The sequence below is a fragment of the Actinobacillus arthritidis genome, assembly GCF_029774155.1.
GTDB classification, from domain to species: Bacteria; Pseudomonadota; Gammaproteobacteria; order Enterobacterales; family Pasteurellaceae; genus Actinobacillus; species Actinobacillus arthritidis.
In genome coordinates, this window is sequence record NZ_CP103833.1 from 2053675 (window position 1) to 2079865 (window position 26191).

21 protein-coding genes and 4 pseudogenes are annotated in these 26191 nt (G+C 40.0%); 13 read left to right on the forward strand and 12 right to left on the reverse strand.

Annotated elements, in window-relative coordinates:
* The first annotated feature begins 48 nt into the window (after positions 1-48).
* Entirely contained in the window at positions 49-663 is a 615-nt protein-coding gene (locus NYR89_RS09860; RefSeq protein ID WP_279445662.1) for a hypothetical protein, read from the forward strand.
* 59 nt (positions 664-722) lie between these two features.
* The gene (locus NYR89_RS09865) at positions 723-1724 is read left to right on the forward strand and encodes a pentapeptide repeat-containing protein (RefSeq protein WP_279446675.1); all 1002 of its coding nucleotides are present in this window, start codon (positions 723-725) and stop codon (positions 1722-1724) included.
* 100 nt (positions 1725-1824) lie between these two features.
* Here the strand turns inward: NYR89_RS09865 and NYR89_RS09870 are convergent, their stop codons facing one another.
* Positions 1825-2400, reverse strand: coding sequence for an NAD(P)H-dependent oxidoreductase (locus tag NYR89_RS09870; RefSeq protein WP_279445663.1), 576 nt, complete (start codon positions 2398-2400; stop codon positions 1825-1827).
* Between the two features lie 199 nt (positions 2401-2599).
* Here NYR89_RS09870 and napF point away from each other — a divergent pair, with 199 nt between their 5' ends.
* From napF to NYR89_RS09905, 7 genes and pseudogenes are all read left to right on the forward strand, one after another.
* On the forward strand, positions 2600-3130 hold the full coding sequence (gene napF / locus NYR89_RS09875) for a ferredoxin-type protein NapF (protein WP_279445664.1): 531 nt from the start codon (positions 2600-2602) through the stop codon (positions 3128-3130).
* 98 nt (positions 3131-3228) lie between these two features.
* Positions 3229-3492: a chaperone NapD gene (locus NYR89_RS09880; protein WP_279445665.1), complete on the forward strand. Its 264-nt coding sequence runs from the start codon at positions 3229-3231 to the stop codon at positions 3490-3492.
* A gap of 151 nt (positions 3493-3643) precedes the next feature.
* Positions 3644-6129: pseudogene (napA, locus tag NYR89_RS09885) on the forward strand (nitrate reductase catalytic subunit NapA).
* Positions 6130-6282: 153 nt separating this feature from the next.
* Positions 6283-7188, forward strand: a complete 906-nt coding sequence (gene napG, locus NYR89_RS09890; protein ID WP_279445666.1) for a ferredoxin-type protein NapG — start codon at positions 6283-6285, stop codon at positions 7186-7188.
* Positions 7188-8081, forward strand: a complete 894-nt coding sequence (gene napH, locus NYR89_RS09895) for a quinol dehydrogenase ferredoxin subunit NapH (protein ID WP_279445667.1) — start codon at positions 7188-7190, stop codon at positions 8079-8081. The genes napG and napH overlap by 1 nt, the downstream gene beginning before the upstream one ends.
* Before the next feature lie 163 nt (positions 8082-8244).
* Complete coding sequence (locus tag NYR89_RS09900; RefSeq protein ID WP_279445668.1) at positions 8245-8670, forward strand: nitrate reductase cytochrome c-type subunit; 426 nt, start codon at positions 8245-8247, stop codon at positions 8668-8670.
* 11 nt (positions 8671-8681) lie between these two features.
* Complete coding sequence (locus tag NYR89_RS09905; RefSeq protein WP_279445669.1) at positions 8682-9296, forward strand: cytochrome c3 family protein; 615 nt, start codon at positions 8682-8684, stop codon at positions 9294-9296.
* 57 nt (positions 9297-9353) lie between these two features.
* On the opposite strand, the gene NYR89_RS09910 is transcribed toward NYR89_RS09905, so the two are convergent.
* Together NYR89_RS09910 and NYR89_RS09915 are read right to left on the reverse strand one after the other, a co-directional pair.
* Positions 9354-9647: a YfcZ/YiiS family protein gene (locus NYR89_RS09910; RefSeq protein WP_279445670.1), complete on the reverse strand. Its 294-nt coding sequence runs from the start codon at positions 9645-9647 to the stop codon at positions 9354-9356.
* A gap of 16 nt (positions 9648-9663) precedes the next feature.
* Positions 9664-10803 carry an NADH-dependent flavin oxidoreductase gene (locus NYR89_RS09915; RefSeq protein ID WP_279445671.1) on the reverse strand — a complete coding sequence of 380 codons (1140 nt, stop codon included), beginning with the start codon at positions 10801-10803 and terminating at the stop codon, positions 9664-9666.
* 117 nt (positions 10804-10920) lie between these two features.
* On the opposite strand from NYR89_RS09915, the pseudogene NYR89_RS09920 reads away from it, so the two are divergent.
* A pseudogene (locus tag NYR89_RS09920) lies at positions 10921-11824 on the forward strand (aldo/keto reductase).
* Between the two features lie 52 nt (positions 11825-11876).
* Here NYR89_RS09920 and NYR89_RS09925 read toward each other — a convergent pair.
* The 3 genes and pseudogenes from NYR89_RS09925 to NYR89_RS09935 all read right to left on the reverse strand — a co-directional run bounded on the left by NYR89_RS09925 (position 11877) and on the right by NYR89_RS09935 (position 15828).
* Positions 11877-13653, reverse strand: a pseudogene (locus tag NYR89_RS09925) (AMP-dependent synthetase/ligase).
* Positions 13654-13831: 178 nt separating this feature from the next.
* A complete protein-coding gene (gene mqo, locus NYR89_RS09930) occupies positions 13832-15307 on the reverse strand; it encodes a malate dehydrogenase (quinone) (RefSeq protein ID WP_279445672.1) in 1476 nt (491 codons plus the stop codon).
* A 108-nt stretch (positions 15308-15415) separates the two neighbouring features.
* Positions 15416-15828 (reverse strand): annotated as a pseudogene (locus tag NYR89_RS09935) (hypothetical protein).
* Positions 15829-15935: 107 nt separating this feature from the next.
* Between NYR89_RS09935 and NYR89_RS09940 the strand changes: the two are divergent.
* Positions 15936-16361, forward strand: a complete 426-nt coding sequence (locus NYR89_RS09940) for a PACE efflux transporter (protein WP_279445674.1) — start codon at positions 15936-15938, stop codon at positions 16359-16361.
* 69 nt (positions 16362-16430) lie between these two features.
* On the opposite strand, the gene mglC is transcribed toward NYR89_RS09940, so the two are convergent.
* The 4 genes from mglC to ompA form a co-directional block, all read right to left on the reverse strand.
* A complete protein-coding gene (gene mglC / locus NYR89_RS09945) occupies positions 16431-17441 on the reverse strand; it encodes a galactose/methyl galactoside ABC transporter permease MglC (RefSeq protein ID WP_279445676.1) in 1011 nt (336 codons plus the stop codon).
* 16 nt (positions 17442-17457) lie between these two features.
* Positions 17458-18957: a galactose/methyl galactoside ABC transporter ATP-binding protein MglA gene (gene mglA / locus NYR89_RS09950; protein WP_279445677.1), complete on the reverse strand. Its 1500-nt coding sequence runs from the start codon at positions 18955-18957 to the stop codon at positions 17458-17460.
* A gap of 62 nt (positions 18958-19019) precedes the next feature.
* The gene (gene mglB / locus NYR89_RS09955) at positions 19020-20012 is read right to left on the reverse strand and encodes a galactose/glucose ABC transporter substrate-binding protein MglB (protein ID WP_279445678.1); all 993 of its coding nucleotides are present in this window, start codon (positions 20010-20012) and stop codon (positions 19020-19022) included.
* A gap of 262 nt (positions 20013-20274) precedes the next feature.
* Positions 20275-21408 carry a porin OmpA gene (gene ompA / locus NYR89_RS09960; protein ID WP_279445679.1) on the reverse strand — a complete coding sequence of 378 codons (1134 nt, stop codon included), beginning with the start codon at positions 21406-21408 and terminating at the stop codon, positions 20275-20277.
* Positions 21409-21853: 445 nt separating this feature from the next.
* Here ompA and ydiJ point away from each other — a divergent pair, with 445 nt between their 5' ends.
* Complete coding sequence (gene ydiJ / locus NYR89_RS09965) at positions 21854-24940, forward strand: D-2-hydroxyglutarate dehydrogenase YdiJ (RefSeq protein ID WP_279445680.1); 3087 nt, start codon at positions 21854-21856, stop codon at positions 24938-24940.
* A gap of 131 nt (positions 24941-25071) precedes the next feature.
* On the forward strand, positions 25072-25497 hold the full coding sequence (locus NYR89_RS09970) for a hotdog fold thioesterase (RefSeq protein ID WP_279445681.1): 426 nt from the start codon (positions 25072-25074) through the stop codon (positions 25495-25497).
* A gap of 83 nt (positions 25498-25580) precedes the next feature.
* On the opposite strand, the gene NYR89_RS09975 is transcribed toward NYR89_RS09970, so the two are convergent.
* Entirely contained in the window at positions 25581-25823 is a 243-nt protein-coding gene (locus NYR89_RS09975; protein ID WP_279445682.1) for a DMT family transporter, read from the reverse strand.
* A complete protein-coding gene (locus NYR89_RS09980; protein WP_279445683.1) occupies positions 25768-26034 on the reverse strand; it encodes a DMT family transporter in 267 nt (88 codons plus the stop codon). Before NYR89_RS09980 ends, NYR89_RS09975 begins: the two co-directional genes overlap by 56 nt.
* Positions 26035-26191: the final 157 nt, after the last annotated feature.

Sequence of the window (26191 nt, forward strand, 5' to 3'; positions counted from 1 at the left end):
CTGAATGAATTTTGTAATTCAGACTTACCGCTTTTTTATGGAGAAAATATGAATAAGAAAAGTTGGTTAAAACCTATACTATCTAGAATAGATATAGAGAAAAATGCTATCAAAGAGTGGTTCAAAAATTTAATCTCAGATAGTGAGTTTCATTGTAATAAGATGCCAAACTGGTTAAAGGTTATTTTTGTCGCAATGTTCTCAGGCATAATTCTATTAAATCTAAAATTCATTGCAGAATTATTAGATCTAGATTTTGGGGACATTACAAAAACTAATGGCTTTTGGACAATATTTACTTTAATTGCTTCTGCACCAGTTGCTTTTATTATTTGGCATTTTAGAGATCAAAATATCTCTCAGCAAATTGAAAATGCTCGTAAAGATACTAACTTAAAAGAATTTCAGAAATTAGCCGAATGGGTTAGTGGAGTGCATTTAGTAGAAGATAAAGTTACTATGAAGACCCAATGGAAAGAAGAAAATGGTGAAGAGAAGAAAGTAATAGAAGAAATACGAGAATATCATTCTCCTTCACCTGATTTATCCATACAAACTTATAGTAAACGAGATGGTGCGGTTGGATTGCAAATTGCGCGGTATATAACTTATTACCTTTCTTTCGTGGCGAACACGGTGAAGGTTTTAGGAAACCTTCATTAAATTTATTATTATCTGCTTGGAAAGCGATACATAATAAAGAACTTAATAAATTGAAATCTGTGGGTATATTACACAATATTGACCAGACACGTTCTTTGATCGATAAAATTACTGAGAACGGAAAATCTGAACTTGCTAAAGCTATAACTCACGTCTTATTAGATTCTGGCGGTAAATATTTTATAGAAAATACAAAAGGCTTATCTAATATTTGTTTAGCTGGTATGGATTTTAGCGATCCAAGCTTAGATAGTGATGTATTTAAAATGTTTTCTCAAAGAGTATATCTCCAGTCATATGATTTTACTGGCGCAAATTTAAGAAAAATGTCTTTTGCTTCTACAAAATTATATCAATGTAATTTTAGTGGCTGTTTCTTAAGAGATTCTACATTCTTATCTTCTGATTTAAGCGATTGTGATTTTAATTTTATTAATGTAAGTGAAACAAGTTTCATAAATAGTCGAATATCAAATTGTAATTTTATCTCATCAAACATATTATCTTGTGATTTCCACAATAGTACTATTAATTATACTCAATTTGAGTATTCTTACATATTTAATTCTGATTTCTCAGAAAATATTTGGGGAGCTAATCATATAGGTAATACTGAGTTTGGGAATTGTTCTTTCAAATCAGCTAATATGCAAAATCAAGTATTTAACGATTCTACAAAAATCGATCATTCTAGCTTTGAGTTAGCAAATTTAAGAGGTGTTTATTTACTCAATAAAGATTTATCTAATGTGAATCTAAAAAGTGCATTTTTAGGTGAAGCAACATTTACTACAAATATATTGTCCGCACGAAGTTTATTTGCTACAAGATTGTATCTTTCAGATCTGAATGATTGTATTTCTTTTAAGGAAATTTCTGAGATTAAAGATAAAGGAGCAATTATTCTTGTTGTTAGCGAAGAGAGTGATTATCCAAAGTATATAAAATGTACATATAAAAAGAATGGCTCAGAATTTGTATTCTCTGATAGAGAGTGGAAAACAATCGATATAGACAGAACAAAATCAGAGAATCCTGACTGGTTAATTACATTTGAGTAAAAAGAAATTTAGTGATTAATAGTCTTGGCATAAAGCATAAAAAAGCGGTTGGTTTTGAGAAACAATTTACAAATTTTCTATCAAAATCAACCGCTTTTATTTATCCCAATATTTCTCTGCAATTTTGCTCAACTTTCCGTAAGATGTCAGCATAATCTGTGCTTTTTAGTCCAATATCGCCAAAGTAATGGATTCTGATGTCTTCAATACCGCAAAATTGAAAGATGCCTTTTCCTAACGTATCATCAAGTGATTTTAAAAAGCCCTTATGTGCATATTTTACATTGCTATTACCAAGCGTCACAAATTGCTGGATCTTTTTACCTTTGAGTAAGCCGATACTTTCAATTTCACCATTTTGATAAGCAAATCCATAACTTAGCACGCGGTCTAAGTAACCTTTTAATATTGCCGGAAAGCCCATCCACCACAGTGGGTAAATCAAGGTAATGACATCGGCTTGTTGCCAATATCGGTGTTCGATTTGGATTTCTGTCGGGTACTGGCTGGTGAGACTGGACTGAAATTCTTGCCAAGCTAAGTTCGGATCAAACTTTAGTTGATATAAATCCCGTACGATAACTTGATGATCTTGGCTTGCTTGAACGACTTGCGAAAGAATCGCATGGTTAAAACTTTGCGGATTTGGATGTGCATAAATAATCAGATGGTTCATCTTATTTCTCAGCTAAATAATAACGGTTCCTAATTATCGCTAAAATCTTGCTTTACATACAAAACTTCCTTTAATTATTCTTTGATAATAATCAATTTTTCCTGCCGTTCCTCTGTAAATACCTCCTTTGAGTAATAAAAGCAGACCAGTAAAAATCGGATAATGCCGACCATTTAATTAGACTTGTAGTGGGGATGTTTTGTCCGATTTTAGCCAACAATCTTTACCTCGGCGCAGTTTTTTACGTGGTCATTTTTTAAATGTGTTACAAACGGAACAGGTAAAGCAACAAGGACATCATGCGATTCGCCCACCTTGGACAAATCTTGCAGATTTTTATCAAAAATGCACCGCTTGTAATAACTGCATATCTGCTTGCGAAACTCAAATTATCATCAAAGGTGCCGGCGGTTATCCGGAAATAGATTTCAGCCGCGGCGAATGTACCTTTTGCCAAGCCTGTGTGCAAAGCTGTGAAGCAGATGTATTTTTGCCGATCACAGCAGAGCCTTGGACGCATAAAGTGGAAGTGCAAGACAGTTGTTTATTAAAACAACGTGTTGAGTGTCGTTCTTGCGGTGATAGTTGTGAAAGCCGAGCCATTCGTTTTCGTCCAGCATTGGGCGGAATTGCAAATTTAGTGCTAGATTTGACCGTTTGTAACGGTTGTGGTGCTTGCTTGAGTGTCTGTCCAACCAAAGCGATAAAAATTTTTAGCCCCCCTCTTTGAAAAAGAGGGGCTGGGGGAGATTTTAAGGATCTTCAATATCGTACAAATCTCCCCTAACTCCTCTTTACTAAATGGGGGAATAATGTAGAGATAATATAATGAGTAATTTTGATTTAGATAAAAACTGGTATGTTTGTAGCCTTGTTGTGCAAGCAAAACCAGCGAAACTAGAGCAAGTGAAAGCGGACATTTTAACGATTCCTTATGCGGAAATTCACGGTGAAAAAGCTGAAGAAGGCAAATTAGTGGTCACGCTAGAAAGTGACAGACAGCTTGCACTTGCCGATTTAATCGATCAGGTAAAAGACATTAGTGGCGTGATTGTCGTATCACTGATTTCAAATTACCTTGATGAAAAGTAAATAGACTCCCCCTCTTCGATAAAGAGGGGGCTGGGGGAGGTGTTACAAGCGGTAATTTTACTCCGATTTTTTACAAATCTCCCCCTAACCCCTCTTTACTAAAGAGGGGAATAGATTTTTTAATTTAATCATAAATGTGGGACATTAAATTATGGAACTCAATCGTAGAGATTTTATGAAAGCAAACGCAGCAATCGTCGCGATGCATCGCAGCAGGAATGACAATTCCTGTCAAAAATGTTTATGCTCGCTGATGACGGTATTAAATGGGACAAAGCGCCATGCCGTTTCTGCGGTACGGGTTGTAGTGTACTTGTCGGTACTAAAGACGGTCGTGTTGTTGCAACGCAAGGTGACCCGGATGCAGAAGTAAACCGTGGTTTAAACTGTATCAAAGGTTACTTCTTATCCAAAATTATGTACGGTGCAGACCGTGTACAAACGCCTTTGTTACGTATGAAAGACGGTAAATTCCATAAAGAAGGTGATTTCACACCGGTTTCTTGGGATCAAGCTTTCAGCATTATGGCGGAAAAAGTTAAAGCGACTTTAAAAGCGAAAGGCGGTAATGCGGTAGGTATGTTCTCATCAGGCCAAACCACCATTTTTGAAGGTGTCGCGAAAGTAAAACTTTGGAAAGCCGGCTTACGTTCTAACACAATCGACCCGAATGCACGTCACTGTATGGCGTCTGCGGCAGTTGCGTTTATGCGTACCTTTGGTATGGATGAACCGATGGGTTGTTATAACGACATTGAGAAAACCGATGCATTCGTGCTTTGGGGTTCAAATATGGCGGAAATGCACCCGATTTTATGGAGCCGTATTTCTGATCGCCGTTTATCTGACGATAAAGTAAAAGTCGTAGTAATGTCCACTTTTGAACATCGTTCGTTTGAACTTGCGGATACACCGATTATCTTCAAACCACATTCGGATTTAGCGATTCTTAACTATATTGCAAACTATATTATCCAAAACGATAAAGTTAACTGGGATTTCGTGAATAAACACACCAAGTTCAAACGTGGTGAAACCGACATCGGTTACGGTTTACGTCCGGAACATCCGCTCCAACAAGCGGCTAAAAATGCAAAAACCGCAGGTAAAATGCACGATTCCGATTTTGAAGAGTTTAAGAAAATCGTTGCACCTTATACATTAGAAAAAGCACACGAAATTTCAGGCGTGCCGAAAGATCAGCTAGAAACTTTAGCGAAAATGTATGCGGATCCAGAACAAAAACTGGTTTCTTACTGGACGATGGGCTTTAACCAACATACACGTGGTGTGTGGGTTAACCATATGATTTATAACGTACATTTATTGACGGGTAAAATCTCAACACCGGGTTGTGGTCCGTTCTCATTAACCGGTCAGCCGTCAGCTTGTGGTACAGCACGTGAAGTGGGTACTTTCGTACATCGTTTACCGGCAGATATGGTGGTAACTAACCCGAAACACGTTGAGATCGTAGAAAAAGCGTGGAAATTGCCAAAAGGCACAATTCCAACTGTACCGGGCTTCCCGGCAGTACAGCAAAGCCGTGCATTAAAAGACGGTAAACTGAATTTCTTATGGCAACTTTGTACCAACAATATGCAAGGTGGCCCGAATATTAATGAAGAAATTTTCCCGGGTTGGCGTAACCCTGAAAACTTTATCGTGGTTTCAGATCCGTATCCATCTGTAAGTGCGGTTGCGGCGGACTTAATTCTTCCAACTTGTATGTGGGTAGAAAAAGAAGGTGCTTACGGTAATGCGGAACGCCGTACCCAATTCTGGCGTCAGCAAGTGAAAGGCCCGGGCGAATCTCGTTCAGATTTATGGCAAATTGTTGAGTTCTCAAAATACTTCAAAACGGATGAAGTATGGGGCGAAGAACTGTTAGCGCAAATGCCGGAATACCGTGGTAAAACTCTTTATGAAGTGCTTTACCTCAACGGTGAAGTAAACAAATATAAAGTGCCGACTAACGTGCCGGGTTATATCAATGATGAAGCGGAGCACTTCGGTTTCTACTTACAAAAAGGTTTATTTGAAGAGTATGCACAATTCGGTCGTGGTCACGGTCACGATTTAGCGGATTTCGATACTTACCACCAAGTACGTGGTTTACGTTGGCCGGTAGTTGACGGTAAAGAAACCTTATGGCGTTACCGTGAAGGCTTTGACCCGTATGTGAAAGCTGGCGAAGGTGTATCGTTCTACGGTTATCCGGATAAGAAAGCGATCATCTTAGGCGTACCTTACGAAGCACCTGCAGAAAGTCCGGATGAAGAATACGATTTATGGCTATGTACCGGTCGTGTACTTGAACATTGGCATACCGGTACGATGACACGTCGTGTGCCGGAATTACACCGTTCGTTCCCGAACAACTTATGTTGGATGCACCCGACAGATGCGAAAAAACGTGGTTTACGTCACGGTGACAAAGTGAAATTAATTACCCGCCGTGGTGAGATGATTACCCACTTAGATACACGTGGTCGTAACAAGTGTCCGGAAGGCTTAATTTACACGACCTTCTTCGATGCCGGTCAGTTGGCCAATAAATTAGTGTTAGATGCGACAGACCCGATTTCAGGTGAGACAGACTTCAAGAAATGTGCGGTTAAAGTGGTTAAGGCGTAATTATAGCCCCCCTCTTTGAAAAAGAGGGGCTGGGGGAGATTTTAAAGAATTTAAATATCGTACAAATCTCCCCTAACCCCTCTTTACTAAAGAGGGGGATAAGATAAGTGGAAAGTTGTTTGAATTTCAACCACTTATAAAAAGGATACTACTATGAAACTTGACCCAAATCGCCGTCAATTTTTGAAAAATGCGACCAGAACGGCGACCGGTATTTGCGGTGTTGGTGTGATTCTCGGATTACAGCAACAACAAGCAAATGCAAAAGAAGGTGTAGCGCTTCGTCCACCGGGTGCATTACCTGAAAAAGACTTTTTAGCGGCTTGTACCCGCTGTGGACAATGCGTACAGGCTTGTCCGTACGATATGTTGCATTTGGCTAGCCTAATTTCGCCAATGGAAGCCGGTACGCCTTATTTCGTGGCACGTGATAAGCCTTGTGAAATGTGCGTTGATATTCCTTGTATGAACGCTTGCCCAAGCGGTGCATTGAGTGAGGAACTCACCGATATCAATGATGCTCGCATGGGATTAGCCGTATTGCTTGACCACGAAACTTGCTTGAACTGGCAAGGTTTACGCTGTGATGTTTGTTATCGCGTTTGTCCATTAGTCGATAAAGCGATTACGTTAGAGCGTATCCACAACGACAGAACCAATATTCACGCTAAATTAATTCCGACAGTCCATTCCGATGCTTGCACCGGTTGTGGGAAGTGTGAACAGGCTTGTGTACTAGAAGAAGCGACAATCAAAGTGTTACCGATGGATCTCGCCAAAGGGTTACTAGGCAGACATTACCGCTTAGGTTGGAAAGAAAAACAAAATGCCGGTAAGGCGTTATTGGAAGATCAACATCCGGACGGTTTACGTCCTGCGTTAGATGCGCGTATGCCGGAAGGAATGAGCGAACCGACTTACCAATTTATGCAGGTTCAGCCGAATCAGAAAGTCGCAACGCCAAATCGTGCCACTTACGATTACGTACCGAAATCAACCACGGTGCCGGAAGCGGAGCATTTCCCTAACTTAGATTTAAACATTAAGGGGGTGAAATAATGGCTGAAGTGAAATACGTATCGAATAAACCTAAGGATGCAGGGCTTGAGGCTCGACAAAAATTAGGCTGGTGGCGAGCTTATCGCTTTCTCATTCTGCGTCGTTTGAGCCAATTAAGCATTATCTTAATGTTTTTAAGCGGACCGCTTTGGAATGTTTGGATCTTAAAAGGTAACTATAGCGGCAGTATGCTGTTTGATAGCGTGCCAATGAGCGATCCGCTAATGACGGCAGAAAGCCTAGCGACCGGTTACCTACCGGAATGGACAACGGTTTTAGGCGCCCTGATTATCGTGGCATTTTATGCGATTGTGGCAAGTAAAGCCTTTTGCAGTTGGGTTTGCCCAATGAATATTGTGACGGATACTGCCGCATGGTTAAGACGTAAATTAGGGATTCGCCAAAGTGCGAAAATCTCGCGTAATTTACGTTATGCGATTTTAGCGATGATTTTAGTCGGCAGTGCTATCTCGGGAACGTTATTGTGGGAGTGGATTAACCCGGTTGTCGCATTAGGACGAGTATTTGTTTACGGTTTAGGTGCAACAATATGGTTAGTCGCGGTTATTTTCCTATTTGACTTATTAGTAGTCGAACACGGTTGGTGCGGACATTTATGCCCAATCGGTGCAACTTATGCCTTGATTGGTGCGAAAAGTGTCGTAAAAGTAAATGTCGTAGATCGTAACCGTTGTGACCGCTGTATGGATTGTTACAACGTATGTCCGGAACCTCAAGTATTAAGAGTTCCATTACACGGTAAACCGGAAGACAGCACAGTCGTCCTATCGAAAGACTGTATTAGTCGCGGACGTTGTATCGATGTGTGTGCAGAGAAAGTCTTTGCATTCGGTACACGCTTTCAAGGCAGTATTGAAGTGAAAAATGTTTAACAAAACTCCCCTCTTTGAAAAAGAGGGGCAGGGGGAGATTTAAGAATCTCAAATTTACAAAAATTTGGCGGATATCCACCGCTTGTAAAATCTCCCTTAACCCCTCTTTACTAAAGAGGGAGATTTATAACCCTTTTTAATTTTTAAAACGGAGTGATTTAACATGAGAAAATATCTCACCCTCTTATTGACCGCTTTGGCGGGTTTTGCCGTGGCGGAAACGCAGGTGGCAAAAAGTATTGATAGCACAGTGGAAAGTGTTGCCCCTGCTTATACCAATGCACAGAAAGATGCAGGCAACATTCCTGTAACTTTCCCTTACCAACCACCGCTTGTGCCGCACAGTATTCGTGGTTTACAAGTAACGAAAAATACCAACCAATGTTTAGGTTGTCACAGCCCTGAAGTTGCGCCGACAACCGGTGCGACACGTGTGCCGGCAAGCCACTTTATGGATCGTGACGGTAAACCGACGGAAGGAACTTCACCACGTCGTTACTTCTGCCTACAGTGCCACGTACAACAAACGGACGTAAATCCGATTATTCAAAACAAATTTGACACGATTCGTCAAACACAAGCTAAATAAGGAGAAAGGTGATGATTAAGAAATTTTGGAACTGGTTCCGTACGCCGAGCAAAATGGTCGCCGGTACACTCATTATCATTTCTGCGATTGGCGGTATTTTAGCGTGGGGCGGTTTTAACCAAGGCTTAGAGCATACCAATACCGAACAATTCTGTTCAGACTGTCATATGAATGACGTTGTGCCTGAATATCGTGCTTCGGCTCACTATTCAAACCGTAGTGGTGTAAAAGCAATTTGTTCAGACTGTCACGTACCACACGAATTCCTTGATAAGTGGAAACGTAAAATCATCGCTTCAAAAGAAGTGTATGCACACTTTACCGGTAAAGTGGATACTAAAGAAAAATTTGAAGCACATCGTTTAGAAATGGCGGAACGTGAATGGGCGCGTATGAAAGCTAACGATTCTCAAGAGTGCCGTAACTGTCATAACTTTGAAGATATGGACTTTACTCAACAGAAAACCGTGGCACAACAAATGCACGCAATGGCACAAGAGCAAGGCAAAACCTGTATCGACTGTCATAAAGGTATTGCACACAACCTTCCGCATATGGAAAAAGTTCAAAAAAGTTTTATTCCTGAAGATATGTTGAAAAAAGAACAAAAAACCGAAGGTAAATAAATCTAAAACAAAGAGCTGAAGTAAATACTTCAGCTCTTTGTTCATCTAAAGATCGAATTACCTAACAGCCATTTGGAATAAAGCCACTTCCGCCTGACAACTAAATTCAATCTGCATTTGCATTAAAAAACCGTCTTCAATCGGGCTAATACTGTGCTGAATTGTACAGGCTTCAGTTTCCACTGATTTTGCTTTTTCTGTGAAAAATTTGACCGCTTGTTGTGCTTGATCTTCGTTATCGTAGACTGCCTCAAAAGCAATTTGGCGATCGCTATTATCTAGCATTGAATCGCCTTTCAGTTTACACATATTATGGGCTTCTGCCGCTTTTTGTTGCATCGTTTTGTGCATAAATATCTCTCTATTGTTATCTATCTAACGGTTGCCAATCTTGACCTTTTATTGGCGGTAACCAAGCGCCACCTTGTACACATAAATCCCATAAAATCCCGAAGATACCATATTGATCTGCTTTATTTGGATCTAATTCTGTTACGATTTCCGTTTCACGTCCTTGTTTGATTAAGGTTGCAATCGTCGGGTTAATCATTACGGTTTTACCTAATGCGATAAATTCCGCCCAACCGGTATTAAACGCTTGTGCAATTTGTTCTGCAGTGAATAAATTACCGACACCGATAAGTGGTAATTTACCGGCGATACGTTCGTGAATTAATTGCATACGTGTCATGCTTGTATCTGCACCACGGCGTACTTTTTTATCAAATTCATGCAGAGAAATGTGTAAATATTGCAACGGTTTTGTTGTAAGTGCATCAATTAATGCAAAAGTGTCTTGCATAGTTAAGCCTAACTCTTCCGGTTCTTCTGGAGAGAAGCGATAACCGATAATAAAATCCGATTTTGCCGCTTTTTGCTTTTCAGCAATCACCGCATCAACAACCGCTAATGGGAAACGCATACGTTTTTCACGTGAGCCACCCCATTCATCTTCACGACGGTTGGAGTGACCGGAATAGAACTGCTGAATTAAATAGTTATTCGCACCGTGGATTTCCACTCCATCAAAACCTGCTTCAATCGCTAATGCGGTGGCATTGGCAAACGCAGCAATTAATGATTCGATTTCAGCCACGGTTGCCGCACGTGTACCGGTTTCTTCATCGGTACTTGCTGAGATTTTATCTTTACCGTTCAGTAGCTCGGTTAATGCCAATTTACCGCCGTGATGAATTTGTAGAATTGCCTTCGCACCTTGTGCTTTAATCAGATCCGCTGTTTTTTTCAAACTTGGTAATTGAGCGGTATGAATTGCTTCCGGCTGACCGTGGAACGCTTTACCGCCATCTTGTACCAAGGTAGCGGCTAAAATAAACATCCCGATATCGCCGGCACGGCTTTCGATAAATTTCTGTTCATTTTGACCTAAAGTGCCGTCTGGATTTGAACCGAAGTGTGTCATCGGTGCAACGACTAAACGGTTTTTAATCTCAACACCGTTATTTAATTGATAGCTTTCAAATAATGGGGAAAATTTAGGATTCATTTTGCTTTCCTTCTAGTTAATAAAACGGAATTAATAAAGTTTGTGTAAAAAATAGATCATAGTCCAAATAGGAGTAAAATCCAAATAACGAATGAAACTTACCCATAAGGAGTGAATATGCAACACGTTACTCTCAGTCCGACACTGACCTTTAGTCGTCTTATCCAAGGATTTTGGCGTTTGGATAAATGGCAAAGAGACACCACAACAAACTTTAGCCTTTATTGAACAATTATTGGAACTTGGTATTGATACCTTTGATCATGCGGCTTGTTACGGTGGTTTTACAACCGAAGAGTCTTTCGGTAAAGCCTTAGCGTTAAACAAATCATTACGTGATAAAATGACCTTAGTGACCAAATGCGGTATTTTGTACCCTAATAAAGTCTTACCGGAAATGAAAAGCCATCATTATGATAACAGCTATCGGCATATTATTTGGTCGGCGGAACGTTCTCTGCAAAAATTACATACGGAACAACTTGATTTATTATTGATTCACCGCCTGTCGCCTTGTGCTGATCCGGAGCAAATTGCGAAAGCGTTTGAACAACTTTATCAGGAAGGTAAAGTGAAGAATTTCGGGGTATCCAATTATACACCGGCTAAATTCTCAATGTTGCAATCTTATGTCAATCAACCGTTAGTGACCAACCAAATCGAAATTTCGCCGTTACATTTAAAACCATTTGATGACGGCAGTTTAGATTTCTTGCTGGAAAAACGGATTAAACCGATGGCATGGTCACCGTTTGCCGGTGGACGTTTGTTTGATCCGTTAGACGAAAGAGGCGTAAGAGTGTCGCAAGCCTTACTGGAAATCGGCGACCAAAAAGGCGAGAGCCGTTTAGAAGTATTGGCATTGGCTTGGTTATTGGCACATCCGGCGAAAATTATACCGATTTTAGGTTCGGGTAAAATTGAGCGAGTACGTAGTGCAAGCGATGCGTTACAGCTTTCATTTAGCGAAGAAGAATGGATTAAAGTTTATGTTGCCGCCCAAGGCTTTGATATTCCGTAGAGAAGCAAGCGGTCGGATTTTGTTATTTTTTACAAAATCCGACCGCTTGAAATTATTTATACATTGACTCAATTTGCTTACGGTAACGTTCTAAAATTACTTTTCGGCGTAATTTTAACGTCGGTGTAATCTCTTCCATTTTTATGCTGAACGCTTGCGGCAATAGAGTAAATTTCTTGATTTGTTCAAAGTGTGCCAACTCTTTTTGTAATTCATTGATACGCTTTTCAAATAACTGCACAATTTCCGAATGTTTAACCAATTCCATCCGGTCTTGATATTTAATATTTAGCTGTTTAGCGTGTTCTTCGAGGCTTTCAAAACACGGTACGATTAAAGCGGACACGTATTTCTTCGCATCGGCAATAATCGCAATTTGCTCAATAAATTTATCTTTACCGATTTTGCCTTCGATATATTGCGGCGCAATATATTTACCGTTTGACGTTTTCATTAGCTCTTTGATTCGGTCGGTAATATATAAATTACCTTGTGCATCAAATTCACCGGCATCACCGGTTTTTAAGAAACCATCTTCGGTAAAGGCAAGTGCAGTTTCTTCTGGGCGTTTGTAGTAGCCTCGCATCACCATTCCGCCACGCACTAAGATCTCATTATTTTCACCGATTTTTACTTCCGCATTCGGCATTAAACGCCCGATTGAATTGGGTTCAAATTGGTCGTCCGCCCAACAAGAAACCGTAGCGGTCGTCTCAGTCATACCATAACCCAATTTAATATTCACACCGATAGCTTGGAAAAATTTACCGATGGTCGGTTCTAATTTTGCACCACCACACGGCATCATACGGATTCGTCCGCCTAATAAGGCACGTAATTTATTTAACACCAATTTATCTGCTAATTTATAAGATAACGTATTTTTCTGTTTTTTCTCGCCGACGGAAATCGCCCATTTAAATAATGCTCTGCGATGAATCGGAGCTTTATTCACTTTATCCCAAATCGCACTATACATTTTTTCATATAAACGAGGCACGGCACACATTAAAGTTGGTTTTACTTCATTTAACGCATTACGTACTTCATTGGTATCTTCCAAATAACACACCGTTGCACCACGATAAAGGACATAAGCCACCCAAGCTCGTTCAAAAATATGTGAAAACGGTAAGAAAGATAACGATACATCATTTTCATCAATTTTCGGCAAGGCTAAATCGTGGGCGTGTAGCTGATGTGCAATATTAGCATAATCCAACATTACCCCTTTAGGCTCGCCGGTCGTTCCGGATGTATAAATGAGAGTAAATAAATCTGACAGATTTTTATCTGCAAGACGTTGGTTTAATGCTTTGCTTGCTTATCTTGAGAAGCATAGGCAAGAAAATCCTGCCAGTTTTCGACTTTGGTATGTGCAAGCGGTCTGATTTGATCCATTTCTTGCGATTTCATACAGACAATTTTTTCAAGCAATGGACAGTTATCCGCTACTTCTAACGCGCTTCCAGCTGTTCGTGATCCCCCACAAACAGAATACGGATATCCGCATGATTAAGGATAAATTCCGCTTGTTTAGCCGTATTGGTTGCATAAATCGGCACGGTTACCGCTCGGATTTGCAATGTACCAAAATCGGCAATGGTCCATTGCGGCATATTATGTGCAAAAATGGCTATTTTTTGTTGTACATCAATACCGTGTGCTAATAAAGCCAATGAGAATTGATCGACAGATTGTTGAAAAGATTGCCATGAAATATCTTGCCAAATGTTTTGTGATTTATAACGTAAAGCGGTATTAGGAGCTAACTGTTCAGCACGTTGGCGTACTTGGTCAATAAGGTGGTAGTTTGGTTGATGAGTCATATTAAGTTATTCATTATTATTTCAGCTTACAACTGTTCGCTAATATAAAATGGAATACTTAAAAATGCCAGTAATTTGTGTACGCTTGTACGCTGAAATAGAGCGTTTGCTCAAAAATAAAGCGGTCAAAATTGAATGGAAATTTGCAATTTTTCCAACTATTTTGACCGCTATTTGATTAGTAGGAGAGAGCCAATGTGTTATCTACTGTTTGTTTTATCTCAGCATATAATTCCGGCTCGTTACGTAACGATTTTCCGTAAGACGGAAGCATTTGGCTGAGCTTTGTTTGCCATTGAGGAAGCTCGTCCGCAAAACAAGATAGCAAGACATCCAACATTGCTTTTACGGAAGTTGAAGCACCGGGAGAAGCACCGAGTAATGCGGCAAGTGAACCGTCTTCCGCACGAATAATTTCTGTTCCGAAACGCATTTCACCGCCTTTAATCACTTGTACCCGTTGCCCTGCAACTAATAAATCCCAATCTTCATCTTTTGCATTCGGTACAAATTCTCGCAAATCTGCCATACGCTGTGATTTGGTCAGCATGGCTTGCTTCATTAGATAGTGAGCAAGCGGTAAGTTTTTAATGCCGGCTTTTGTCACGGAATAAAAATTACTCGGTTTAACCGAACTCGGGAGATCTAAAATACTGCCTTGTTTGAGGAATTTTAATGTAAAACCGGCAAAAGGTCCGAATAACAGCGTTTTTTTGCCCTCGATAAAACGAGTATCCAAATGGGGAACAGACATAGGCGGTGCGCCTAATTTCGCTTTACCATAAACTTTCGCATTATGCTTGTTTATCACATCAGGATTCTTACAGACCATAAATAAACCGCTGACCGGAAAACCGCCAACATTTTTGCCGTCGGTAATACCGGATTTTTGTAAAAGAGGCAAAGCACCACCGCCACAGCCGATAAAAATAAATTTACTGCGATGAATACGCTGTTGACCGTTTGGATCAATGATGGTTAATTGCCATTCATGGTTATGCAAACGCTGAATGTTTTTAACCGTATGATTTAAGTTTAGCTCTGCTTGATGATCAACAAGATAATTAAATAATTTACGCGTAAGTTCACCAAAGTTCACATCCGTACCGTATGGGATATAACTTGCCGCCAATTTTTCATTGGCAGAGCGATTTTGCATCATCAATGGCATCCAGCGTGCAAGTTGCTGATGATCTTGACTGAATTGCATATCGGCAAATAAATGATTTTGAGATAAGTTTTGATAGCGTTTTTGTAAAAACGAAATATTTTGTTCACCTTGTACAAAACTGATATGCGGAATACGATGAATAAATGCTTGCGGATTCTCGATTTTGCCCGTATTGACTAAATAGCTCCATAATTGTAATGAAAGCTGAAAATCTTCACAGATCTTAATCGCACGCTCAACCGAAACTTCGCCGTTGGCTTTTTGTTCGGTATAGTTTAATTCACATAATGCAGAATGACCCGTGCCGGCATTGTTCCATTCATTTGAACTTTCTAAGCCGACTGCAGAGAGTTTTTCAAAAATTGTAAGACTTTTTTGCGGGGCTAATTCGGTTAAAAATGCCCCTAAAGTGCCGCTCATAATCCCTGCACCAATTAGTGTTACATCTGAATAACTTTCTAAAGCAGAGCCTGATTTTTGCATATCGTTACCTTTTATTGATTTGTTAATTTTTTGTGAAATTATACCGTGAATAAGGTAATCGTAATGTGAACTAGATCACATTTCTGTAATGAGTAAGCAAATTTAAGCCTATTGGTAACGCCCTTTAAAAGCATTGATGGCAACTATCAGGAAGAATAGGCCGAATAAGAAATCGCCGAAACCGTAGCTGGCGAAGAAACTAAACATAATCATGGATTGCCCGGCTAAAATATCTAATTTCTCTGGGGTAGTAGCAAGCCAATAGAGCCATGCGCGGCATAAAGCATTTTTTCGATAAAAAAGACAATGACTAAATAAGGCACTTTCCAAAATGATCTGGAAACAGATAAATAGGCAAGTCCCCATAAAATAATGGCAATTTGTCCTAACCACGAAAATACGACAGGGTCATTTTCCATTAACGTTGGATTGGTAAAAAATTGGGTAAAGCCTAAAATACCGACTAGGTTATATATACCGGCTAAAATAAATCCTCGTGTCGCAGATCGTTGGTTTAACATTAAAATTTCTCCATAAAACAGTTTATTTTATTCAGTATAATCTATTTTTTATTAAACAGTTGTACACTTATGCTTAAGTGAGTATTAATTAATGTAGGACAACACTTATGCCAATGAGTCGTTTAGAGCGTATTTTCCACGCATTATTATTTGAGAGTTTTGCAATTCTTTTTACTGTGATCGGGATGAGCTTGTTTACGAACCATCAAACAGCGTTGCTTACTGGTACAATCGTTTCAATTTCTGTCGTAGCAGTGTTTTGGAATATGCTTTTTAACACGATCTTTGATCGGTTTTTTACTGGACCAAGAGAAACGAGAAGTGTGCCACTACGTATTTTTCATACTTTAGTTTTTGAGGGCGGATTGCTTATTTTTACTGTGCCTTTGGTTGCATATATGTTAAGTATAGATTGGTGGACGGCGTTTATGATGGATATTGGTATGACATTGTTTGTGGTGGTTTATACTTTTTTCTTTAATTTGATTTATGATCGGATTCGGGCTTGGATAATCACTCGTAAAGCGATTTAAACCGTAAGAAAAAAGCGGTACGATTTGCAAAAAATCTTGCAAAAAGTACCGCTTGGACAAGGACAATCTTTATTTTTTCTTCGCGTATTTGAGTGAGTCAATCGCAACAGCAAGCACGATAATGCCGCCTTTAATAATATATTGCCAGTATGGGTTTACACCGATATAGGTTAAACCATAGTTGATAACGGTAAAGATAATTACCCCCGTCACCACACCGATAATCGTACCAACCCCACCGGCAAATGAAACGCCGCCCACGACGCAAGCCGCAATTGCATCCATTTCATACATAAAGCCGAGGTTATTGGTTGCCGAACCGATACGACCTGCTTCTAACATACCGCCAAACGCATAGAATACACCGGATAACATATAAATACCCATTAAGTTAAGCGGTACGTTTACCCCTGAAACACGAGCCGCTTCCGGATTACCGCCGATTGCAAAAATGTTTTTACCGAAACGGGTTTTATTCCAAAGCGTCCACATAATTAACGTAGCGATTACAGCATAAATTGTAATATAAGAGAGTTTAAAATCACCGAAGCGGAAGAAGCCTTGAGCAAAAGTAGAGAAGCTGTCGCTAAAGCCGGCAATCGGTGAACCACCTACCGCATCATAATAGAGTGAGTTGATACCATAGACGATAATCATTGTACCCATGGTGGCGATAAATGGTGTAACGTTTAAATAAGCAATGACAAAACCGTTTAATAAGCCGATAACCGCACCGATAGCACATACGGCAAGAATCACCACAGGAATCGGAATTTCAGCTAAATCGGGGAATACTCGGTTCATATTTTCCATGGATTGCATTAAGGTTGCGGTAATCACCGCGACCAGGCCCACCTGACGACCGGCAGATAAGTCGGTACCTTGCGTTACAATTAAACCAGCAACCCCTAATGCGATAATTAAACGCACGGAAGATTGCGATAAAATATTACTGAAGTTACGTAAACTTAAGAAACTTGGATCTTGTGCAATAATGACAATTAAAAGAATTAATAATACAAAGTAAATCGCATTTTGCTTAAAAAAATCCATCGTGCGATTTTGTTTTAAAGCGGACATACATCACTCCTTGCTTTTATAAATATTTTGCGCCGAGTCGCAAGATTTCTTCTTGAGAAGTTTCAGCGGTTTCAACAATGCCCGCCACTTTCCCGTTACTCATCACTAAAATTCGGTCGGTCACCCCTAATAATTCCGGCATTTCTGACGAAATCATTATGATGCCTTTATCTTTATTGGCTAAATCGAGAATTAATTGGTAGATTTCAAATTTTGCACCAATATCAATGCCTCGGGTTGGTTCGTCCAACATCAAGATTTCCGGCTGGGTTAATAGCCAACGGCCGATAATTACTTTTTGTTGGTTACCACCGGAAAGTGAGCCGATACTGGTTTGATGAGATGGCGTTTTTACATTCATCGCATCAATTACCCATTGGGTATCACTTTTCATTTTTTTATTACTGAGTAAGCCAAATTTACCTAAGTAAGATTTCATATTTGAAATCAATGAGTTAAATTCGATACTTAAGTTTGCATAGATACCGGTTGAGCGGCGTTCTTCAGTCACTAATGCAAAACCATTATTGATTGCTTCAAATGCATTACGGTTGTTTACCGCTTTACCGTTTAAGGTAATAGTGCCGCTGGATTTTTCACGCACGCCAAAAATGGTTTCGACAATATCGGTACGTTTGGCACCAACTAATCCAGCAATCCCTAACACTTCACCCTTCCGTAGTTCAAAACTCACATCTTGAATAGACGGCTGATTTTTAGCGGTTAAATGTTCTACCACGAGTACGGTTTCTTTCGGTGTATTAGTTTTTTCCGGGAAACGTTGGGTCAATTCACGACCTACCATCATTGAAACGATTTGTTCCATTGAGGTATCTTTAATTGCAACGGTGTTTACCCATTTACCGTCACGCAAGATAGTAATTTCGTCACAAATTTTGAAAATTTCGTCCATTTTGTGCGAAATATAAATAATACCGCATCCACGATCTTTTAATTTTTGGATGATTTTAAATAAATGTTCAACTTCTTTTTCAGAAAGCGAAGAAGTTGGTTCATCCATAATCACAATTTTGGCGTTGTACGAGAAGGCTTTAGCAATTTCAATCATCTGCATTTGTGATACGGATAATTTCGCCACTTTATCACGCGGATCAACATCAATATCCAATTCATCAAAAATCGCTTTAGTATCACGATACATTTTATCATGATCGACAAACGGTCCTTTTAATGGATAACGACCAAGCCAAAGATTATCCATTACACTCACTTGTTTTACGAGGTTTAACTCTTGGTGAACCATTGAAATCCCGTTTTCAAGTGCTTCTTTTGAGGTTTTAAAGTTAACCGGTTTGCCTAAAAATAAAATTTCGCCTTCATCCTTGGCATAAATCCCGAATAAACATTTGAGCAAGGTAGATTTACCCGCACCATTTTCGCCCATTAAGGCGTGTACGCTATGGGATTTTACGGTTAAGTTAGCTTTATCCAATGCTTTTACGCCGGGAAAGGATTTACTAACATTTGTCATTGTGAGCAGTACTTCACTTGTCATATCTCACTCCATAATACCGATAAAAAAGGCACGAGTAGCCTGCTCGTGCCTGATCGAGTTACTTATTTTAAGAATTTATCTAAATTATCTTTATCTACGCCAACATAAGGAATACGTACGACACGTTCCTCAATTTTCCAGTTTGTACCTTCGTTAGCGACCTTACCGTCTGCAAGGTTTGCGACTAATTGCACCACAGCTTGACCTTGACCAGCAAGATCATTAAGTACCGTACCAGCTAATTCACCTTTTTTAATTAACTGTAATGCTTCAGGTAATGCGTCCACACCAAAGATTGGTAATTTACGACCATGTGCTTTAGTTGCTTCTAATGCACCTAATGCCATACCGTCGTTATTTGAGATAATCATTTCAATATCTTTAGCTTTACCGCTTGATAACCAAGCATCCACTTTATCTTTTGCTTGTCTTGCATCCCACAATGCCGCATCCATAAAGATTTGTTCGCTTTGGATACCTTGTGCCGCTAAACCTTCTACTACGTATTTAGTACGAGCTTCCGCATCAGGGTGACCCGGTTCGCCTTTTAATAACGCATATTGTACTTTACCGTCTTTATTTAAATCTAATGCCGGATTTGCTTTCCATTGTTTTGCAATTAAGTCGCCTTGGATTAAACCGGATTCTTTCGGATCAGTACCTACGTAATAGGCCTTGTCATAGCTTGCAATCGCTTTTGCACCCGGGTCTTTATTAAAGAATACGATTGGTAAATCTTCGCTTTTTGCTTTATCAATAATAGTTTTTGATGCTGAAGGGTCAACTAAGTTAATTGCTAATGCTTTTACGCCTTTAGAGAGTAATACGTCAACTTGGTCATTTTGAATAGATTGGGTATTTTGTGAGTCATTCATTAATAACTTCACATCTTTTAATTGATTCGCTTCTTTATCAATTTCTTTACGCATTAACGCCATAAAGTTATCGTCATATTTATAGATAGTTACACCGATACGTGTTTCAGCTTGTGCTGTGCTGATACCTGCACCTAACGCAATCGCTAATGCTAATGTGCTTAAGACGGTTTTTTTCATAGAATTGCCCTCGTTATCGAAATGATTAGAGATTCACTTAAAATAAGTGATTTCATAATAAGGATACAAAATTTATGAATAAAATACTGTGATCGTTTTCACAAATCTGAAAAAATGAAGTGAATAAATCAAAAGACATAAAGTAATTATGGAATTTTACTTCTTATGAAGGGAATGATATAAAAGATATAAAAAAACCGGATTCTACTTAAATAGAATCCGGCTTCTTTATAATAGGTATAAGTTCCTAAAACTCACTATATTACATAGTTACGTTTTTAGCACCTTGTACTTGAACTTCAACACGACGATCCGGTGCTAAACAAGCGATTAACGCTTTACGGCCTTTAACTGCGTCACATGTTGCACCAGTTACAGGGTTTGCTTCACCGTAACCTACTGCAGTTACGTTTGCAGGGTTTTGACCTTTAGAAACTAAGTAGTTAGCTACTGTTTCAGCACGACGTTGTGAAAGTTTTAAGTTTGAAGCTTCTTTACCGATACGGTCTGTGTAACCGTTAACTTGGATAGCTGGAGTTGCTAAACCTAAGTTAGCGATTTCAGTGTTAGTCGCATCTAAAGCTGCTGCTGCCGCTGGTTTTAAGTTTGATTTACCGAATGCGAATAATACATCAGAGCTGAATGCGAAGTTTTTAGTTACAACTTCTGGAGCCGCTTCAACTGGAGCAAGACCTTGACCGAAACGGTAACTTAAACCTGCAGATACAGAATGGATATCTGGAGCATATTGGTCAACTGGATTTTTTGCACCGTTACCTGTACGCTCGATAGCTTTGTTTAAGTTACCAGCTTTGTTTAAGTATTGATATTCAACACGAGCCGCTAATTCTGGAGTAATTGCGTATTCAACACCAGCACCTAAAATTGTAGATGCTTTTAATTTGTGGTATTTTTCAGCTTCGTCTTTACCTGTATTTACTTCTGAGAATTTGTAGTCGTTACGAACAACAGCAACACCAACTTTACCGTAAACGTCTAAGTTAGGTAATACTTCGTAGCTTGGTTTTAATGCTAAGTTTAAACCGTGAGCAGAGTGACGGTATGTAGTGTGTTTACCTTCATCTTGGTTACCACGAGCACGACCGTAGAAATCGTAACCTAATTCAGTCGCTAAACCAAAGTTGTTTTGGTTTAAGATTTGGTAACCACCGAATACACCGTAAGTTACAGAGTTGCGGTTGATACCAGCATCTCTTTTACCATTTTGGTAACGAGCATCATTTTCATATTTGTGGTTGAATTGACGAACACCTTCGTGAAGTGTTGCCCAACCTGCTTTAGCACCAGCGTAGAAAGTGTTTTGTTGTGGAGTCGCTTGAGCTACTGAAGCTAATGCTAAGCCAGATACTGCTAATGCAATTACTGTTTTTTTCATTTTGATGATCCTCTAAATTGTCATCTATTAAAATATAAAATCACTTTAGTGCCATATAAAACGGATAACGCTAAAGTTTAACTTATTGCTCTCGTCTCAATTAGAGATAAAAGAGAGTTAATTTTGTAGATTATAGAAGAAAAATAAAAAAATACGACACATAAATATATCGCAATTTTAGAAAAATTATCTTCCTCTTATACAATATTCTTGTTCTCTAATTTAAACGAGCAAGAACGTTGCTTATTATCCGAGTTCGAATCTATAAAATCAAGAACCATATTTAGACAAAAGTGTAAGAAAGTGTATAGAAAAGTTTATTTATTAATCAAAACTGTAATTATTTTAATCTTTAATGTTGTTTTTTAGCTTCTGTTTTCAACTCAGGATAAATATTGCTAATATCGTGAAATACTGATTTACTTACTTCACAGAACAATTAAATATGCTACCACAACTCTCAAAAATTCCTGATTTGAATCCGACGGTTATTCTTTTTCTAGAGGAACTCAAACAACAACATTTTAACGGCGATATCGCATCCAGTTATGCAGATCGCCTTTCTTTAGCCACTGATAATAGCGTTTACCAACAGTTACCGCAGGCGATTTTATTTCCTAAATCGGTTTCAGATGTGGTGATTTTAACGAAATTGGCACAACGTCCGCATTTTCAACATCTGACTTTTACCCCTCGTGGTGGCGGTACTGGCACGAACGGGCAATCTCTGAATAACAATATTATTGTCGATCTCTCTCGCCACCTGAATCAAATCCTCGAATTAAATGTAGAAGAACGTTGGGTGCGAGTACAAGCCGGTGTGGTCAAAGATCAACTTAACCAATTCTTAAAACCGCACGGATTATTTTTCTCACCGGAGCTGTCCACCAGCAACCGTGCGACCTTAGGCGGTATGATCAATACGGACGCTTCCGGGCAAGGCTCGCTCCAATACGGCAAAACCTCTGATCATGTTTTAGCGATCAAATCGGTATTGATGAACGGCGAAGTGTTAGAAACACAAGCAGTTAAATCTTGCGATTTTTTGGCAGAAATCGACCGTTTGAATCTAACCGCTACAGGTAAACAGCTCCACCGTGAAATTTTTAGCCGTTGTCGTGAGTTACGTCCGACCGTCCTTGCCGAGTTGCCGCAACTCAATCGCTTTTTAACCGGCTACGATTTAAAAAATGTATTTAATGCAGACGAAAGTGAGTTTAACCTCACCCGTATTCTAACCGGCTCAGAAGGCTCGCTTGCTTTTATTTGTGAGGCGAAGCTTAATTTACTGCCGCCGAAATTCCGTACTTTAATTAACATTAAATATAATTCGTTTGATGCGGCATTGCGTTCTGCACCGTTTATGCTTCAAGCTAATGCACTGTCGGTTGAAACAGTCGATTCTAAAGTGCTGAACTTGGCTAAACAGGACATTATTTGGCATTCGGTATCCGATTTATTGACCGAAGAACCGAATAACCCGATTCTCGGCATTAATATTGTGGAATATGCCGGTAGCGATCAGACACTAATAGAACAACAAGTCGCAGACCTCATTAAAGCGTTAGATAAAAAACTGGCGGATTCAACTAGCGGTATTATTGGTTATCAAATTTGCAACGATATTGCCTCCATCGAAAAAATTTATGCTATGCGTAAAAAAGCAGTCGGTTTATTGGGTAATGCTAAAGGCTGGGCGAAGCCGATTGCGTTTGTGGAAGACACTTGCGTACCGCCGGAGCATCTTGCCGATTACATCGCCGAGTTCCGCCAATTATTAGATGATCACGGTTTGCAATACGGTATGTTCGGTCACGTGGATGCCGGTGTGCTACATGTTCGCCCCGCATTAGATTTAACCGACCGCGCGCAAGTAAAAAAATTTAAGGCGATTTCCGATCAAGTGGTTGAGCTTACCGCAAAATACGGCGGTTTGATTTGGGGTGAACACGGCAAAGGTATGCGTTCGGTGTATGGCGAGAAATTCTTTGGCGAAACATTATGGCGAGAATTACGTTATATCAAACAGCTGTTTGACCCGCAAAATCGCTTGAATCCGGGCAAAATCTGTACTCCGTTGGAGAACAATGCGGCACTTTACCCGATCGACTCGTCAATGCGTGCCGATTTTGATCGCCAAATTCCAATTCAAGTGCGTGAAGAATTTAAAGGGGCGATGAACTGTAACGGTAACGGGCTGTGCTTTAACTTTGATGTACATAGTACGATGTGTCCATCAATGAAAGTATCGGGTAACCGCCTTTATTCACCGAAAGGGCGTGCGACTTTGATTCGAGAATGGCTCAGATTACTTGCCGAACAAAACGTATCGCCGGACGATTTGATCTTTAAACCGCGTAAACAAGCGGTCAAATTAACCGATTTTGTTGCAAAAATCCGCAACACGCTGAATAAACAGAAAGAATACGATTTTTCGCACGAAGTGAAAGCGGCAATGGATACTTGCCTTGCATGTAAAGCTTGTGCCAGCCAATGCCCGATTAAAATTGATGTGCCGACTTTCAGATCGCAGTTTAATGAGCTGTACCATAGCCGTTATTTGCGTCCAGCGAAAGATTATCTGGTTTCCAATCTTGAATTTGTTGCGCCGATGATGGCGAAAGCACCGAAGTTTTTTAACTTTTTCAGTCGCACCAAATTAGCGGAAACGGTGGCAAACAAAACGATCGGAATGACGTATTTACCGGCACTTTCTGTACCGAATTTACAACAACAGTTGGTAGAAATCGGCTATCAGGGCGTGACCTTAGAGGCTTTGGAATCACAAGCAAGCGGTCAAAAATCAGCGGAATTTTGCAAAACCGTGTTGGTAGTGCAAGATCCGTTCACGTCATTCTATGATGCGAAAGTAGTGTCGGATTTTGTTCGATTGCCGCAAAAACTTGGTTTTCGCCCAGTGGTGTCGCCGTTTAAACCGAGCGGTAAAGCACAACATATTAAAGGCTTTTTAAGCAAGTTTGCTAAAACTGCACGCAATCAGGCGGAATTTCTCAACCGTGTTGCTCAACTCGGCTTACCGATGGTGGCGGTAGATCCTGCTCTGACCTTAGTTTACCGTGACGAATATCGTGATATCTTAAAAGCGAGACGTGGTGATTTTAAAGTGCAACTGGCTCACGAATGGCTACGAGATGTGATTCAAGCCGGTGAACTGGAGCATTGCAAAAAATCAGTAAATTCCGACCGCTTGCACTGGCATTTATTCGCACACTGTGCCGAAGCGACCGAATTGCCGAATGCACCGAAAGAGTGGCAAGCGATTTTTGCTCATTTCGGTGAACAGTTGGTAAATGAAAATGTCGGTTGTTGCGGTATGGCGGGCACGTTCGGACACGAAATCAAACACCTTGAAATGTCGACGGCGATTTATCAGCAATCGTGGCAAATTAAATTGAAAAATAAACCGCTTGAGCGTTGCTTAGCGACCGGCTATTCCTGCCGTTCGCAAGTAAAACGTTTTGAGCATTATTCGGTTAAACACCCGATTCAGGCATTGCTTGAGGTGGTGTAGTAAATTTTAAACAAATCTCCCTAACCCCTCTTTACTAAAGAGGGGGATCGATATTGAAGAGCAAAGAGAGTACGACTTTTCATTCTTTTACGAAGAAAGATTGAGAGGAATTTATAACAAAAGGAAACATAATGACCATTTGGAAGCAAACAGCAACTTGTGAACAATTAAATGAATTAAGCCAAAAATCGGCGGTAGCACACCTAGGTATCGAATTTACCGCAATCGGTGAAGATTTGATTGAAGCGCGACTTATGGTGGATGAGCGTACTCAACAACCGTTCGGTGTATTGCATGGCGGCGTGTCGGTCGCTTTAGCGGAAACTACTGCCAATGCCGGTGCGTTAATGGTGTGTGAAGCACATCAAATTGCGGTCGGAATGGAACTGAATATCAGCCATTTAAAATCAGTACCAGCAGGTACAAAGGCAATTGCCCGTGCCAATCCGCTTAAATTAGGACGTGAAGTGCAGGTGTGGAATATCGAGATTAAAGACGAACAAGGCAATCTGTGTGCAGTGGCTCGTCTTTCGACTAAAACTTTAGATAAACGTTAGTTTCTTATCAACGACAAGCGGTCAAATTCTCCGAAAATTTTGCAAAAAATCCGGAGAATTTGACCGCTTGTTCATTTAGGCATTTATTCAGCCGTTTGTCGGTTACTTTGGTAGATAAAATAGAGGGCAATACCTAAACAAATCACCGCTAATAAGCGAGGGATTGAAAAGGCAATCGCTTCATTATGAAACCAACCGAAGGTATCAATCAGTAAGCTCATTGCTAATTGCCCGAAAATCACCGCCACGGTTGCCACAGCCGTGCCGATTTTACCCACCGCAAGTACCATAATCACGATATAAGGTACACCAAGCAATGCGCCCATGAGTACGCCATTTTGGCACGTCAAATAAGGTTAATTCATGCTTTGGCTCGAAGAAGAACACCAATAAACCAGTGACTAATGCCCCGACTGAGAAGGTCAAAAACGCACTTTTAAATACGCCTACCTGTGCACCTAATTTGCCGTTTACACTTGCCTGAATTGCTAATGCGACTCCACCCAGTAAGGCTAAACATAACATGATGAAAATCATTACATTTCTTCCCAAATAATAAAGCCCAACGCCAACACGATAAAACCGAGCGCAATTAAACGGTGTTTATTGATCTTATGATGTTGTGATCCGATGCTGAGGGGCAAGCGTATTATTTACAAGCGGTCCGATTATTAGTGGAATTTGATGAGTTAGA